This is a genomic window from Enterobacter sp. BNK-22 (assembly GCF_048684805.1).
GTDB classification, from domain to species: Bacteria; Pseudomonadota; Gammaproteobacteria; order Enterobacterales; family Enterobacteriaceae; genus Enterobacter; species Enterobacter quasiroggenkampii.
In genome coordinates, this window is record NZ_JBLQTT010000001.1 from 4372170 (window position 1) to 4388655 (window position 16486).

At 52.3% G+C, this 16486-nt stretch carries 12 protein-coding genes; 5 read left to right on the plus strand and 7 right to left on the minus strand.

All coding sequences use genetic code 11. The features are described 5' to 3' along the window. Positions 1 to 9: 9 nt before the first annotated feature. The 5 genes from ACMGGE_RS20730 to ACMGGE_RS20750 form a co-directional block, all read right to left on the minus strand. Positions 10 to 1743, minus strand: a complete 1734-nt coding sequence (locus tag ACMGGE_RS20730) for a ShlB/FhaC/HecB family hemolysin secretion/activation protein (RefSeq protein WP_048029092.1) — start codon at positions 1741 to 1743, stop codon at positions 10 to 12. A 17-nt stretch (positions 1744 to 1760) separates the two neighbouring features. After that, on the minus strand, positions 1761 to 2672 hold the full coding sequence (locus tag ACMGGE_RS20735) for a fimbrial protein (RefSeq protein ID WP_229226286.1): 912 nt from the start codon (positions 2670 to 2672) through the stop codon (positions 1761 to 1763). Between the two features lie 105 nt (positions 2673 to 2777). Beyond that, positions 2778 to 5360, minus strand: a complete 2583-nt coding sequence (locus tag ACMGGE_RS20740; RefSeq protein ID WP_420294110.1) for a fimbria/pilus outer membrane usher protein — start codon at positions 5358 to 5360, stop codon at positions 2778 to 2780. Between the two features lie 32 nt (positions 5361 to 5392). Continuing rightward, the gene (locus ACMGGE_RS20745) at positions 5393 to 6127 is read right to left on the minus strand and encodes a molecular chaperone (RefSeq protein WP_196365315.1); all 735 of its coding nucleotides are present in this window, start codon (positions 6125 to 6127) and stop codon (positions 5393 to 5395) included. Positions 6128 to 6190: 63 nt separating this feature from the next. Further along, on the minus strand, positions 6191 to 6751 hold the full coding sequence (locus tag ACMGGE_RS20750) for a fimbrial protein (protein ID WP_045909925.1): 561 nt from the start codon (positions 6749 to 6751) through the stop codon (positions 6191 to 6193). Positions 6752 to 7199: 448 nt separating this feature from the next. Between ACMGGE_RS20750 and speB the strand changes: the two genes are divergently transcribed. Further along, complete coding sequence (gene speB, locus ACMGGE_RS20755) at positions 7200 to 8120, plus strand: agmatinase (protein ID WP_008499737.1); 921 nt, start codon at positions 7200 to 7202, stop codon at positions 8118 to 8120. Between the two features lie 50 nt (positions 8121 to 8170). Here speB and ACMGGE_RS20760 read toward each other — a convergent pair whose 3' ends face one another. Next, positions 8171 to 9439 (minus strand): OprD family outer membrane porin, encoded by a 1269-nt coding sequence (locus tag ACMGGE_RS20760; protein WP_032653315.1) that lies wholly within the window; start codon positions 9437 to 9439, stop codon positions 8171 to 8173. A 209-nt stretch (positions 9440 to 9648) separates the two neighbouring features. Beyond that, positions 9649 to 10407 (minus strand): M48 family metallopeptidase, encoded by a 759-nt coding sequence (locus ACMGGE_RS20765; RefSeq protein ID WP_021242066.1) that lies wholly within the window; start codon positions 10405 to 10407, stop codon positions 9649 to 9651. A gap of 272 nt (positions 10408 to 10679) precedes the next feature. On the opposite strand from ACMGGE_RS20765, the gene tkt reads away from it, so the two are divergent. The 4 genes from tkt (at position 10680) to fbaA (ending at position 16401) form a co-directional block, all read left to right on the plus strand. Then, positions 10680 to 12671, plus strand: coding sequence for a transketolase (tkt, locus tag ACMGGE_RS20770; protein WP_039265485.1), 1992 nt, complete (start codon positions 10680 to 10682; stop codon positions 12669 to 12671). A gap of 325 nt (positions 12672 to 12996) precedes the next feature. Further along, the gene (epd, locus tag ACMGGE_RS20775; protein WP_045909922.1) at positions 12997 to 14016 is read left to right on the plus strand and encodes an erythrose-4-phosphate dehydrogenase; all 1020 of its coding nucleotides are present in this window, start codon (positions 12997 to 12999) and stop codon (positions 14014 to 14016) included. A gap of 49 nt (positions 14017 to 14065) precedes the next feature. Next, the gene (gene pgk / locus ACMGGE_RS20780) at positions 14066 to 15229 is read left to right on the plus strand and encodes a phosphoglycerate kinase (RefSeq protein ID WP_008499732.1); all 1164 of its coding nucleotides are present in this window, start codon (positions 14066 to 14068) and stop codon (positions 15227 to 15229) included. A gap of 92 nt (positions 15230 to 15321) precedes the next feature. Then, complete coding sequence (gene fbaA / locus ACMGGE_RS20785; RefSeq protein WP_008499731.1) at positions 15322 to 16401, plus strand: class II fructose-bisphosphate aldolase; 1080 nt, start codon at positions 15322 to 15324, stop codon at positions 16399 to 16401. Positions 16402 to 16486 lie beyond the last annotated feature (85 nt).

A 16486-nucleotide genomic window follows, 5' to 3' on the forward strand; every position in this document is an offset into this window, starting at 1 on the left:
TTCCTTAAATTAGAAAGTTACTTCCATCTTGTAATAAACGACCGTGTTATCGACGGTATTCTCTTCCAGTGAATCTGGTTTTTTTATAGGCCAGCCCGCGAGGACATATGTTAAGAAATGGCTACCGGTAGCTTTAATTCCGACCGAGCCACCCATCATGAATTGGCTGTCACATACGTTGACGCCTTTAGGGCAATTATCTTTGGCAAAGCCCAGGTCATAACCTAAATAGGGAATAAGCTGATAAATACCGCCGATGCCAATATCAAAAGGAAACTGCAGCGTATTGGCGATCCAGCCGCCGCTATCAACCAGCAGGCTATCGTCCTTAAATCCGCGCACGGTGAATTCATCGCCCAGCGTTAATTTTGCATCGCTGACCAGAACGTGCGGGGTGTACTGGAACCCGGCGTTGAGTTCATAGACGCCACCGAGACGGCCAGCCTGAAAAAGCGGACGCGTCCAGCTGGCAATGCCGTTGTACTTGACGTAATCAAGGTCAAATCCTTTGAGGTCGGCATCGTTTTTCCAGGCAGAACCGAACCAGGGAACCGCCGCCGTCACGCCCACATCGCCATAGAACCAGCCGTTCATCAGGGCACCGACCCACGTTGCGCCTGACGACATCGCGGTATAGGTTTTAGAGCTGACGTCTATACGGTGGTTTTCAATGCTGTTGTCGCTGTTACGTCTTTCGACTTTTGCCCACCAGCTGGTTTTACCCGTGGCGTTACGGCCCAGCATGCGGCTGATACGCAGTGAAGCGCGGTCTGAATCTCCGTCAGACGCGTAGCTGGCGTTATTGCCGGCAAGGGTTTTATCGTAGCTGGATTTGTAATAAAGCGCGTCGAATGACCAGTAACCCAGCGGGATGCTGTAACTCGTTGACCACGAATCCTGATTATCCTGGTTATTTTTCAGGTTATTCCATGAATAATATACGTTGAAAATATCATTGATACCGGCAATGTTTTTAGCGGTTACGCTGCCATAATACTGCTGCCAGCCGTCAGCCTTAATGCCAGAGTTGTTAAGGCCCGCTGCAACGGAAAGGGGGAATTCAGGCTCGTGCAGCAGATTAAGATCGGAATAGCTGTTTACAATCGACGGCTGAATATCAATATTGTCTTTGGGATAAACGCGCAGCAAGTTTTCGACCATCTGATCGATATCCTGCATGTTCAGAATCTTGTCTTTCGCAAAGGGGTAGGCAGTGAACAGGCGCGTGCGTTCACGGAGAGACGGTTCATGCCCGTTAACCTTAAGATTGTTTATTTTTCCCCAGAGCACCCGTAGAGAGAGCGTACCCGTTTTGATATTGCCTGGCTCAATACCAATCAGCGTTGTGGCATAACCGCGAGAAATATAAAAATCGGTCAGCTCTTTAACCAGTTCAAATATTTCTGTTCTGCCGAGCATTTTGCCCTCATAGCGATCGATAATCGCCTGACGCAGTGGCGAACCGTCAAACAGGACATCATCAAGAATAACGATATGATTGATCTGAAATCGCCAGCTCGAGTCGCTGCTGGTCAGGGTTTCTTCTCCGGCTTCATGCAATTTTTTTTGTTGCTGGATTAACCGTTCGTTCCGCTTGGCTTCTTCTATTAATGCCTGGCTGGTTTGTCTTTCGAGACGATCCAGTTCCTGTTTATTTTGCTGGCCGGGAAGTGCCGCCGTAGCGTGAGCCGCAGGAATGAGCGGCACTAATAAAAGCGCATATTTTGAAAAACGCTGAAGCACGAATCTCTCCTTGAAAATTATTGTATAGCCATGGTGTATTGAATTGCGCCGACCACCCTGCCAGCACTTAATGAATTTGCGCGATTAACTTCTGTAGGAACGTAAATCTGAGCCTGATAGTTTTTCGTTACTCGGGATGAAACCGGGAAAACAATGAGTTTCTCAAGAATAAGGGGCGTTGAAACATACGTGCTCGATTTTTCGTAAACCATAATCGCGAAGTTTTGGGCGTAGCCTTCGCCGGTCTCCACCCCCAGAATACCGCTCGATTCTGCGAATTTTGTCCCGATCATAGAAGAGATAGTTAAGCCAACCTGTTCCTGTTTCGGGCAAGTGATGGTAATAGAAAAGTCTTTTTTATCGCCCTGGTAATTTTGCGTGTTCTGGAATGAGGCAATACTGTAGGTCCCTAAATTGACGTTTGTCGACGAGGGATAAATGGAGCATGAACGCGTATTCACTTTAATCGGTACTGATAAATTGATAGTAAGAATACGAAGCTCATCCTCTGGCGTGAGCAAAGGTTTGACTTTTACGTTAACCATTTCACCGGCAGGGATCTCGGTTTCACCCTGATTAATGGTGCCGGTCTGAACAAACTCCAGTAGCACCGTGCTGTTATCGATTGAACAGCTCGGACTACAGGTCACAGGAGAGCCGGAGTTACCCGGCACCCAGGCGTTTCCGGTATTGGCTGGCCATTTCATCCGAATACCAATGCCCGGAATTTCGGTTGCATAGACTTTATCTATCGATGAAGAGAGATAATTTCGGCTGTATGCAGTGTGCCACTGCGTTTGCGTTGATTCATCACAGCTATATTTGATGTTAGGTGCGGTATAGGTTTTAGACCATAATACCGTTCCTGCGGAGCCTTTATCCGCAGGGTTCAGCGTAATGTTGTCTGTGATATTTAACACCTTTTCCACACCGTCGATTCTGCACGCTGAGGCTTTTACTTCAAGGCTAAATATCCATAACAGTGATAATATAAGGAGATAAAGCAGAGTCGTAATGTATTTATTCATTTTCTCTTAAAGGCCTTTGCAGATAATATCTATTGCATCAAAGGAGGTGGCTTTACTCATATTGCGGTTTTTTCTGTTATCAGAAAGTTGATTGACCTCTGCTGAGCACGTGTTCATTACCTTATTGCTTTTCCATTTAATAACGATCGGCTTGCCAGATTCAGGCAAGGTCAACATTGCCAGGCCACCCTGGCCGACCATACCGAGCGTGGCGTCGTTACCGTCGGAAATGGATGCGCCGAAGGGTATCTTCTGCCCGGAGGCATGTGTGAAGCGCACAAAGGTCTGTTGCTTCTGCTGCGTTTCCATTTTGATATGCACGGCGGCACCCGCGGTGGGCACAATGCTCTTACGCGTATCCTCGACGTCGACGCTCATTGATGTACCTTTTGGATCAATGAAGACATCGTTGTATCGGTAAGGCGTCAGATAGCCGACAATGCCATAGCCGTTATCTTTAATGACCGCATTTGAATCAGGGTAAACTCTTGCCCCTTCAGCGCCTTTGGCCTCGATTACGCCAATGGTGTCGCCTAAGGTTGGGGTCAAATTGATGCCGCCACGATGCACAACCACGCCACCGTTCATATTCAGACCACCCATGAAGCTGTGGAGGGACTGGCTGAACGCTACGCCGCCGGAAGCGCTATCGCCCACGTAAGAAAGGTTGGTACCGAAGTTGGTTTCCGGCCTGCTGGACTCGCTGAAGTAGCCGCTAAATCCATACTGTGAACGCTCGCCAGCCGAGCCGCTGAGCGAGGTGCGGATGGTGGCCTCATCGCTGTTGTAGCTAAAGTTCGCCCCCAGGCGGGCCTGTTTTTCATAACGATGGCCAAGCGGCATGGATACGCTCAGGTAGATCGTATCGTCATGACCACCGTCTTCATTGTTGGTTCGGCCAAGTGAAATACCCCAGGTCGACGTGCCAAATCGGTTGTTGTATCCCAGCGCGTAGTTGGATTTTTCCGTGCGGCCCAGTTCATCGTTCCAGATGTTGCCGATGAAACCACTGACGTAAAAACTTCCCCAGCCCGCAGGCAGCATCTGGTTGATGTTTGCTTCCAGGCGTTCACGGTAGCGCTCGGGTAAATATCGGTCGTTACCGTGCTCCAGCGCCTGCTTCACGCTGACGGCATCCGCCAGCGAGTAGTAATCTTTACTGGAGTAGCGGTAACCTACCAGGCTGAAGTTTGTACCGGTTTCTGAAAGGTTTTTAGCAAGACTGATTCGCAGGGACATGTCACACAGTGAACCGCAGTCATCGCTCCCCATACCTGTGTTAAAGTTCGTATAAGAGCGGGTAACGTCCAGACCTAATGCCCCGAGCGGGGTATTGATGGCCACACCACCCAGCAGGGCGTTGTAATCGCCATCAAACGCGGTTTGCGCACCCACGTACCCCGTCAGATTATTCAGCAGACCGTACTGAAGCGTGCCCTCGGTCATCCATGGCGCATCGGCAAGATACGTATTACGCATTTCCCCCGACGAGAGCGAATAGCGGAAGTAACCTTCGCGCAGCAGCTGCGGAACGCTGGAGTAGGGGACCGTAAAGGTGTTGATGGTGCCATCCGTCTCTTTGACGGTGACCTCCAGATCGCCGTTGTAGCCTGTTGCATAGAGATCGCTGATGGCAAACTCACCCGGCGGCACCACTTTTTCGTAGAGGGTGCTGCCGGACTGCTTGATGGTGACCGTGGCGTTGCTGTTGGCAAAACCCCGTACAACAGGCGCGTAGTAGCGCACGGAGTCCGGCAGCATGCGATCGTCGGTGGCAAGCCTTGCGCCGCGAATGGCCGTTGTATCAAACATCTCCCCGCTGGTGTTGAGATCGCCCAGTACCACTTCAGACTGCAATGCTGCAATCCCCCGGCTGGCAAATGCCTGCAGATGATCGACCCCCTCATCGTCAATATCATTGCCGAGGTTCAGGGTGTCATAGGTCACAAAACGCCACGCCCCAAGGGTTATCGCCGTTTGCAGGTTACCAAAGAGATAGTTGCTGGTTTCGCCCAACTCACGGTTGCGCGTGCTTGAACCACTCAGCGCATAGGAGGCCATGAGGGTAGGTTCACCGTCGTCCCATAGCTCAGGGCTGATGTATCCCTCCGGCGTATTAAGCAGCATCGCCTGCGGGACGGTGACGTCCAGACGCTCATCATCCTGGTTGTAGGTCACGGTTGCGCCGGGCACAAGTGTTTCAAGGATCAGGCAGCGGCCCGTCTTCCAGTTTTCCGGGAGTTTGCGGGTGTCGACGTCAAAGCGGATAATCATTTCCGGCGTCATGCAGGCATTTACGCCCTGCTTATTTTTTGCCGGAATAAATGAAATGGGCCAGGTGCCTAATTTCCGCAGGTTACTAAATACTTCCAGTTTGTAATCTCCGGGCTGGATTTTATCTACCCCGTCGAACTGGCTAAGGTCTAACCCACTGTTATAGAAATTCATAAAGCCGCGAGAAAAGTTTACCGCTTTTTTCTCTGCTTCGGCGTTAGCCTGGCCTGAAACGCACAATGCCAGAATAATGATCTGGCCAAGGGTACTTTTCGCTTTTTTGAGAAGCCTGTATTTATTATGGCGTGCGGACATTTAACCTTCCCAAAGGTAGAACGTATAAAATATTAAAAGTTATAAGTGCGCTTAATATATGCGCCTAAATCAGTGATATAGTTGTATTTAAATATGCCGCGTCCGCTCACTGCGCTGACCTGCGGAAAGTGATAAACCAGCGTTCCATAAGGGACAATCATGTCACCCGGGATCTCGATGTCTTTATTGTCGGCATTCGTCAGCCAGACGCTGGTCATGCTCACGTGGAAAGGTGAGTTATTGGTTCCCACCACGTCGTAGCCTTTTGCCGCTTTACGCAATTCCCACTTCAGATCGTCGCCCGCCTGCATGGGATTGCCCTTCAGGCCCGCTGGGCGATAGAAAAATTTGATCATTGTGCGGAACGCCATTTTTATCTGGTTCTGATCCGCCTCTTCAGGCAGTTCTGGTGGAATATCCAGCACGTTTAGCCAGAGCAGCGTTTCGCGATCTTTCGGGTATTTTCCTGCGGCTTCCGCTGTCTGGAAGATACGGAAAACTTTCCCTTTTTGACCGTTAACGCGCGCAGCGGGAGGGTTGATAAAGAACGGAAGGTTTTCCTTCTCTGTTCCATCGGTTTTATCGGTGCTGGAAAGCCATACCTGCACCAGCTCCGGGTTTTTGCTGAGGTTATTCACGCGAACGGTTTGTTCACTCTCGTTTGCATTGAATGCCACGCGAGTCGTTAAAATTTGTATAGTGGCGTTGGCGCAGGGGAACCACGTCAATGTCACCATTAACATCACTTTGAAAATATTACTGACCATCAGGCTCAACGTTCCTATATGTGGCAGGGAAAGCAGTGGGATAAATCCCACTGCTTAGAGGTATTACTGGTACTTAATGGAATAAACGACGTCAGTGGTGACTTTACCGGCCGTCGCCGCACCGCCGGTGGCAACGTATTGCGCCCAGTAGTCGAAGCGAGCGGTATTACCTGTAATGGTCGCTGTTTTCGGGCTGTTGTTTGCGGTGTTCAGGTTCATAACCGCTTTGCTGGAATCTAACAGGCCGATTTCAACTTTATCGGCACCGCCCGTCGTGACGGTGTTTCTCAGGTTACCGGTGGTGGCGTTGATATTGGTGCTCTGTGCCAGTTCGAAGAAGACGCTGGCGACTTTGTTGTTGGTGCAATTTGCACCGCTCAGTTTAATGAAAAATGGCGTGTCACCCGCGCGTTGACCAGCTGTTGCCAGCGCGGTGGTGCTGACGCTTGGCAGATGCACGGTGAAATCAGGAGAGGTGGATTCACCCTGTGCATCACCGCCTGTAATAGCACAGGTTGCGTCACTGATAGTACCGTCAAAGGTAATCGTGCCATCTTCTGCCGCTGCTGCAGAACCCGCTCCCGCCAGAATGGTAAAAAGACCTATTTTTAAATATTTGTTCATAAGTAATTCCATTTAGAAATAAATTTTAATAAAGCGGCGGGATTGTAGGGAGTAAAAAAAGAGAAAACTACACGCTATAACTAAATAAAATCCGAATTCGGACTATCTCATGCTGTTTATGTATGTATGAATGTGTTATGGAAAGACTTTACTCTTGAATTATAAGGGGTGAGCCCGTAATGGGAGCATTTAAATATTCATTGGGAAAATATTAGGGATGTAAAGATTATAATATTTTTATGGCTATTGTTTTATTCGATGAATGGTAAGGGTTGGCTATATAATTTGTATTTATGAGTCGCTTGAATTTAATGGAGTCAGGCGCTATTCTTAGCGCCATACAGCATTACGATATGAAACGATCCCTTCCTCGTCGGGCTTAACGACGCGGAAGGGATTTTTTTTCACCTTTAGCAACGATCGTCTATCTATGATACGAGGACAGGACATGAGCACTTTAGGTCATCAGTACGATAACTCTCTGGTATCTAACGCGTTTGGTTTTTTACGCCTTCCGATGAACTTCCAGCCGTACGACAGTGACGCGGACTGGGTGATCACTGGCGTGCCGTTCGACATGGCAACGTCAGGCCGTGCGGGTGGGCGTCATGGCCCGGCAGCGATCCGTCAGGTTTCCACTAACCTGGCCTGGGAGCACAACCGTTTCCCGTGGAACTTCGACATGCGCGAGCGCCTGAACGTGGTGGACTGCGGTGACCTGGTGTATGCCTTTGGTGATGCGCGTGAGATGAGCGAAAAGCTGCAGGCCCACGCCGAGAAGTTGCTGGCTGCCGGTAAGCGCATGCTCTCCTTCGGCGGCGACCACTTCGTGACCCTGCCGCTGCTGCGTGCCCACGCGAAGCACTTCGGTAAAATGGCGCTGGTACACTTTGATGCGCATACCGACACCTACGCGAACGGCTGTGAGTTTGACCACGGCACCATGTTCTTTACCGCGCCTAACGAAGGTCTGATCGACCCGAACCACTCCGTGCAGATCGGTATTCGCACTGAATTCGACAAAGATAACGGCTTCACCGTGCTGGATGCGGGTCAGGTTAACGACCGCGGCGTGGATGACATCCTCGCGCAGGTGAAGCAGATCGTGGGTGATATGCCCGTGTATCTGACCTTCGACATCGACTGCCTGGATCCGGCATTTGCACCGGGTACCGGTACCCCGGTAATTGGTGGCCTGACCTCAGACCGCGCCATCAAGCTGGTGCGCGGCCTGAAGGATCTCAACATTGTCGGGATGGACGTGGTGGAAGTGGCGCCTGCGTATGACCAGTCCGAGATCACTGCGCTGGCCGCAGCGACCCTTGCACTGGAAATGCTCTACATCCAGGCAGCCAAAAAAGGCGAATAAGCCTCTTCTGGTGTAAAAAAACCTCTCCCTGGAGAGGTTTTTTATTGCCTTTAGAACACGTTAAACGGGTATTCCACGTAAGCGCGGATCTCGTCCCCGCCCACGTTATAGTCGCTGGCGTTGCTGGAGACGCGCAACACGGAATAGCGCAGTTTCAGTTTCAGATCCTTCGCCGGGCCATCCTGCACCTGGTACTGGATCTGGTTAAACCACTCGTGCTCTTTGCCGTTGCTGGTTTCCGCGGTTTTGATGTTGTCCCCGCGCACGTAGGCGGTGGTCCAGCTCAGACCCGGCAGGCCAAGGCCGCCAAAGTCCAGACCGTAGGATGCCTGCCAGGAACGTTCATCTTCGCCGTTAAAATCAGACCAGTAGGAGTTTGCCAGCCAGATGGTGTTACCGCCATCACCTACGCCGCCCTGGTCGCGGTAGCCGCCGTAGTTGTAGCCGGTGCTGCCGCTGCTCTGCTGGTACGCCACTTTGAACGTGTGAATATCCCAGATGTAGCTCGCCGCCAGGCTCCAGATAGCGTTGCTGCGGCCCGTATCGAGGCTGTCCGCGTAACTCTGATCGAGACGGGAGTTATAGCCGTTGAAGTCGAGCACCAGCTGCTGCCCGGTGCTGAACGGCTGTTTGAAGTTCAGGCCCAGATACTGCTTGTTCATCACCTCTTCATTGTGAGAGGCGTAAAACGCGCCGCTGAACTGATCGTTGAACTGGTAGCTCGCGCCGCCGAAGGAGAGGCTCTTCAGCCCGCTGTCGTGGCGGTCGTCACTTTTACGCTGCTCGTCGGTGAAATAACCGGCGTTGATTTCCAGACCGTCGATCTCTTTTGAGGTCAGCATGGTGCCGGTGTAGCTTTCAAAGAGCAGGCGAGAGCTGTCGGCATTGACGATGGGCAGCTCAGGACGCTGATTCCCGTAGCTCAGTACGGTATTCGAGATGCGCATTTTGGCGGTTGCGCCAAACTTTGCCAGATCGGATTTTGCCCGGCCGTCGTCTTCCTGCTTAAAGAAGTCGATGCCGCCTGCGCCGCTCTTGCCGCGACCGCCGTCCAGGCGCACGCCGTATTGAGCAATACCGTCCACACCAAAGCCCACCAGCCCTTCGGTATAGCCGGATGCAAACGTGGCGATGATCCCCTGACCCCATTCGGCTTTATCCTGCTGGCCCTGATGATAATCACGGCTGATATACGCATTGCGTAAAAACAGGTCCAGATGGCTGTCGTCAATAAAACCCTGGCTGTCGGATTGCTGGCTTGCAGCGGCAGGTAATGCGGAAAATAAACTTAAAGCAATTAATGATAATTCTTTTTTCACGGAGGGAACGTCTCTGTCTGGATATATTAATTGAATAACTGCAGGGGGGATAATTACCGGAAAAAGTGACCTTTGCAATAATTATGTGACCAGACGTTTCAATGTAACAGGGTAGATTTGGCGGGGCTTTCAGGGGTGTTATCGATACGTGCTGTTAAGTTAACAATTCATGCGAAATAAAAAGGAGGCAAAACTGCCTCCTTCTGAAATTATTTAATTCCGTCTGCGGCCATACGGTCGCGAATATGCTGTGCGCGCTCTTCTGAGGCAGGGTGATCGTCAAACATAGAGCTTTGACGTCCTGCTTCCAGTTTGGCCAGTTTTTCAAAGCTGGTGGCTAAACCGGATGGATTAATGCCGCGTTTGCGCAACAGATCGTAGGAGTAGTCATCCGCTTCGGACTCCTGACGCTGGGAGAACTGGGAGTTCACCAGTTTTTCACCCACGTCGCCAAGCTGTGACTGGGACAGGCTGCCAACGATACCGCCTGCTGAGGCCGCCGCTGCGCGGATGGCATTGGTGCCTAAGGCAACCTGCATCCCTTTCTTCACGTGGCCCAGCGCAACGTGGCCCATTTCATGGCCGATGACCGCTTCCACTTCGTTGTCGGTCATCATATCCATCAGGCCGCTGTAAACGCGGATACAGCCGTTCGCCATCGCGAAGGCGTTGACGTCTTTCGCCATGTAAACCTTGTAGTTCACCGGCTGACCGTTGATGTTATCGCCCAGCGCGGAAGCAATCTTATTCAGACGCTGCGTGTAGGTACTGTTAGCCGGCGCAAGCGTCGCTTTTCCGTCCATATCTTTACAGGCCTGGTCGCTCAGCGCTTTTACCTGCGCATCGCTCAGGGAATAGGCCTGAAAGGCCTCTGCGCCTGAGGTCATCAGGCCGTTAGAATCCATATTCTGACAGCCGCTCAGCAGGAGCGTTGTACCCAGGGCCAGCACTATTGCACGCATTTTCATGAGGTTGCTTCCGTACTCGTTAATCTGAATAAAATCCGAAAAGTGCACCGTCAGCGAAGCCGGTGTCGGGCTAAGTATAAGGAATATCTACAGGGCCGGGCGAGCAGATTGCGCAACATGCGAGCATGATCCAGAGATTTCTTAAGCTGCAAAAGAATGGTCCATGTACATGGCATGCCGCTTGGGTTACATTGTTGGCACTTTTTTCCGGCGTAGCCCAAAACGCGCTGTCGTCAAGGGCATGGCCTTTAACAGTCCGATCTGGAGTTAAAATGTCCTCACGTAAAGAGCTTGCTAATGCTATTCGTGCGCTGAGCATGGACGCAGTACAGAAAGCCAAATCCGGCCACCCAGGGGCCCCTATGGGTATGGCTGATATCGCCGAAGTCCTGTGGCGCGATTTCCTGAACCACAACCCGCAGAACCCGTCATGGGCTGACCGCGACCGTTTCGTACTGTCTAACGGCCACGGCTCTATGCTGATCTATAGCCTGCTGCACCTCACCGGCTACGATCTGCCTATCGAAGAGCTGAAAAACTTCCGTCAGCTGCACTCCAAAACTCCAGGTCACCCGGAAGTGGGCTACACCGCTGGCGTAGAAACCACCACCGGCCCGCTGGGTCAGGGTATTGCTAACGCTGTGGGTATGGCGATCGCTGAGAAGACCCTAGCGGCGCAGTTCAACCGTCCTGGCCACGACATCGTTGACCACTTCACCTACGCGTTCATGGGCGATGGCTGCATGATGGAAGGCATTTCTCACGAAGTGTGCTCCCTGGCAGGTACCCTGAAGCTGGGTAAACTGGTTGCGTTCTATGACGACAACGGTATCTCCATCGACGGTCACGTTGAAGGCTGGTTCACTGACGACACCGCTAAACGTTTCGAAGCTTACGGCTGGCACGTTGTGCGTGGCGTTGATGGTCACGATGCTGACTCGATTAAACGTGCAGTAGAAGAAGCGCGCGCTGTGACGGACAAACCGTCCCTGCTGATGTGCAAAACCATCATCGGCTTCGGTTCCCCGAACAAAGCGGGTACGCACGACTCCCACGGCGCGCCGCTGGGCGACGCGGAAATTGCACTGACCCGCGAAGCGCTGGGCTGGAAATACCCTGCATTCGAAATCCCATCTGAGATCTATGCTCAGTGGGATGCAAAAGAAGTAGGCCAGGCGAAAGAAGCGGCGTGGAACGAGAAGTTCGCGGCTTACGCGAAAGCCTTCCCACAGGAAGCGGCTGAATTCACCCGTCGTATGAAAGGTGACATGCCGTCTGATTTCGACGCGAAAGCGAACGAGTTCATCGCTAAGCTGCAGGCGAACCCGTCTAAAATCGCGAGCCGTAAAGCGTCTCAGAATGCCATTGAAGCGTTCGGTCCTCTGCTGCCTGAATTCCTCGGCGGCTCCGCTGACCTGGCGCCATCTAACCTGACCCTGTGGTCCGGTTCTAAGCCAATCAACGAAGACACTGCCGGTAACTACATCCATTACGGTGTACGTGAATTCGGTATGACTGCAATTGCCAACGGTATCTCCCTGCACGGTGGTTTCCTGCCGTACACCTCTACCTTCCTGATGTTCGTCGAATATGCGCGTAACGCCGTGCGTATGGCGGCGCTGATGAAACAGCGTCAGGTGATGGTTTACACCCACGACTCCATCGGTCTGGGCGAAGACGGTCCAACTCACCAGCCGGTAGAGCAGGTGGCTTCCCTGCGCGTGACCCCGAACATGAGCACATGGCGTCCGTGTGACCAGGTTGAATCCGCGGTAGCGTGGAAATACGGCGTTGAGCGTCAGGACGGTCCTACCGCGCTGATCCTCTCCCGTCAGAACCTGGCACAGCAGGAGCGTACGCCAGAGCAGCTGGCGAACATCGCTCGCGGTGGTTACGTGCTGAAAGATTGCGCGGGCCAGCCAGAGCTGATCTTCATCGCTACCGGTTCTGAAGTTGAGCTGGCTGTTGCCGCATGGGAAAAACTGACTGCCGAAGGCGTGAAGGCGCGCGTGGTCTCCATGCCGTCTACCGACGCGTTCGATAAGCAGGATGCCGCTTACCGTGAATCCGTACTGCCTAAAGCGGTTTCCGCTCGCGTGGCAGTGGAAGCCGGTATCGCTGACTACTGGTTCAAATACGTGGGCCTGAACGGTGCTATCGTCGGCATGACCACCTTCGGTGAGTCTGCTCCGGCAGAGCAGCTGTTCGAAGAGTTCGGCTTCACCGTTGAGAACGTTGTCGCGAAAGCGAAAGAACTGCTGTAATCGCCGTTTTGCCCGGTGGCGCTACGCTTACCGGGTCTACAAATGGCTCGAAAGTAGGCCGGGTAAGCGCTAGCGCGCCACCCGGCTTTTTTTGCGTCATTATTCCACCGAAAATGTGACGCAAGTCATATAGCTCGCTTATTCATCTGGACAGACATTCCTTTTATTCCCCGATTCGCTTATTCTTGCTGAAGCGTTTCAGTCGATTAAATGTTCGACAATTGACCAATCAATCGCAGTTTGTGACAGCAAGGATTCCCCTTCGGGCGTAGCTGGATTACTCTTTCAGCCACCTCACACTCAGGGATTGCTTTGCAGGAGATCTATGACCGTACGCGTAGCGATTAATGGCTTCGGTCGCATCGGGCGTAATGTGGTTCGTGCTTTGTATGAATCCGGACGTCGGGCGGAAATAACCGTGGTGGCAATCAATGAACTGGCGGATGCTGCGGGCATGGCGCATTTATTGAAGTATGACACCAGCCACGGACGCTTTGCCTGGGATGTGCGCCAGGAAAGAGATCAGCTTTTTGTGGGTGATGACGCGATTCGTGTGCTGCATGAGAACAGCATCTCCGGGCTACCCTGGCGTGAACTGGGTGTGGATGTCGTACTTGACTGTACCGGTGTGTATGGCAATCGCGAACATGGCGAAGCGCATCTGACAGCCGGCGCGAAAAAAGTTCTGTTTTCTCATCCCGGCAGTAACGACCTCGACGCGACCGTCGTGTTTGGCGTCAACCAGCATGAGCTGCAGGCCGAACACCGCATTGTTTCCAACGCCTCCTGTACCACCAACTGCATTATTCCGGTCATCAAACTGTTAGACGATGCGTATGGCATTGAGTCCGGCACCGTGACCACGATTCATTCCGCCATGCACGATCAGCAGGTCATTGACGCTTACCACCCGGATTTACGGCGCACGCGTGCAGCGAGCCAGTCAATCATTCCGGTGGATACGAAACTGGCGGCAGGGATCACCCGAATTTTTCCGCAGTTCAATGACCGTTTTGAAGCGATTGCCGTGCGTGTCCCAACGATCAACGTCACCGCAATCGACCTTAGCGTAACGGTGAAAAAACCGGTAAAAGCCTGTGAAGTCAACCTGTTGCTGCAAAAAGCGGCACAGGGGGCATTTCATGGTATAGTTGACTATACGGAATTACCGTTGGTCTCAGTAGATTTTAACCACGACCCGCACAGCGCCATTGTCGATGGCACGCAAACGAGGGTCAGTGGCGCACACCTTATCAAGACGCTGGTCTGGTGTGATAACGAATGGGGCTTTGCTAACCGAATGCTCGACACCACGTTGGCAATGGCTGCTCAAGGTTTCAGGTAAGACGCATTGTGCGTCTGCAAAACTTTAAGAATCAACGAGAGGATTCACCATGTCTGTAATTAAGATGACCGATCTGGATCTGGCTGGTAAACGCGTTTTCATCCGTGCCGATCTGAACGTACCGGTTAAAGATGGCAAAGTGACCAGCGACGCGCGTATCCGTGCATCTCTGCCAACCATCGAGCTGGCTCTGAAGCAGGGCGCGAAAGTGATGGTCACCTCCCACCTGGGTCGTCCAACTGAAGGCGAGTACAACGAAGAGTTCTCTCTGCTGCCAGTGGTTAATTACCTGAAAGACAAACTGTCCAACCCGGTTCGCCTGGTGAAAGATTACCTGGACGGCGTTGACGTAGCAGCCGGTGAACTGGTTGTTCTGGAAAACGTTCGCTTCAACAAAGGCGAGAAGAAAGACGACGAAACCCTTTCCAAAAAATACGCTGCACTGTGCGACGTGTTCGTGATGGATGCCTTCGGTACGGCGCACCGTGCTCAGGCGTCTACCCACGGTATCGGTAAATTCGCAGACGTTGCGTGTGCCGGTCCTCTGCTGGCTGACGAACTGGAAGCGCTGGGTAAAGCACTGAAAGAACCTGCTCGTCCAATGGTGGCTATCGTTGGTGGTTCTAAAGTTTCTACCAAACTGACCGTTCTGGATTCCCTGTCTAAAATCGCTGACCAGCTGATCGTTGGCGGTGGTATCGCGAACACCTTCGTTGCCGCTCAGGGCCACAACGTGGGTAAATCCCTGTACGAAGCAGACCTGGTTGACGAAGCCAAACGCCTGCTGGGTACCTGTGATATCCCGGTTCCAACTGACGTTCGCGTCGCGACCGAGTTCTCCGAAACCGCAACCGCGACTCTGAAGTCTGTAAACGACATCAAAGACGAAGAGCAGATTCTGGATCTGGGCGACGTTTCTGCACAGAAACTGGCTGAAATCCTCAAAAACGCAAAAACTATCCTGTGGAACGGTCCGGTTGGCGTGTTCGAATTCCCGAACTTCCGCAAAGGGACTGAAATCGTTGCTAACGCTATCGCAGACAGCGAAGCGTTCTCTATCGCAGGCGGTGGTGACACCCTGGCAGCAATCGACCTGTTCGGTATCGCTGACAAGATCTCCTACATCTCCACTGGTGGCGGCGCATTCCTCGAATTCGTGGAAGGCAAAGTACTGCCAGCAGTAGCAATGCTCGAAGAGCGCGCTAAGAAGTAAGCCATTCAAGGGCAGGGAAACCTGCCCAATTTTCAGCGCGCTTTTAAGAGCTCGCACCTTTTCTAACGGCCGAAGATACAGGACTAAGCAACATGTCTAAAATTTTTGATTTCGTAAAACCTGGCGTTATCACTGGTGATGACGTACAGAAAGTGTTCCAGGTAGCTAAAGAAAACAACTTCGCTCTGCCAGCAGTTAACTGCGTGGGTACCGACTCCATCAACGCCGTACTGGAAACCGCTGCAAAAGTTAAAGCACCGGTTATCGTTCAGTTCTCTAACGGTGGCGCTGCGTTCATCGCAGGTAAAGGCGTGAAAACTGACATTCCTCAGGGTGCTGCAATCCTGGGCGCTATCTCTGGTGCGCACCACGTTCACCAGATGGCTGAGCACTACGGTGTTCCAGTTATCCTGCACACTGACCACTGCGCGAAGAAACTGCTGCCGTGGATCGACGGTCTGCTGGACGCGGGTGAAAAACATTTCGCGGCAACCGGTAAGCCACTGTTCTCTTCTCACATGATCGACCTGTCTGAAGAGTCACTGCACGAAAACATCGAAATCTGCTCTAAGTACCTGGCGCGCATGGCCAAAATGGACATGACCCTGGAAATCGAACTGGGTTGCACCGGCGGTGAAGAAGACGGCGTGGACAACAGCCACATGGACGCTTCTGCACTGTACACCCAGCCAGAAGACGTTGATTACGCTTACACCGAGCTGAGCAAAATCAGCCCACGCTTCACCATCGCAGCGTCCTTCGGTAACGTACACGGCGTTTACAAACCAGGTAACGTGGTTCTGACCCCAACCATCCTGCGTGATTCTCAGGAATACGTTTCCAAGAAACACAACCTGCCGCACAACAGCCTGAACTTCGTCTTCCACGGCGGTTCCGGTTCTTCTGCTCAGGAAATCAAAGACTCCGTAAGCTACGGCGTTGTGAAAATGAACATCGATACCGACACCCAGTGGGCAACCTGGGACGGTATCCTGCAGTACTACAAAGCGAACGAAGCTTACCTGCAGGGCCAGCTGGGCAACCCGAAAGGCGAAGACCAGCCGAACAAGAAATACTACGATCCACGCGTATGGCTGCGCGCAGCGCAGACGTCCATGGTGACCCGTCTGGAGCAGGCTTTCAAAGAACTGAACGCGATCGACGTTCTGTAATTTGAGCTGCTAACAGCATCAGAAGGCCCGCAAATGCGGGCCTTTTTTTATGCTTTTTCAATACCCTGCCAGACCTGCTTTTGTG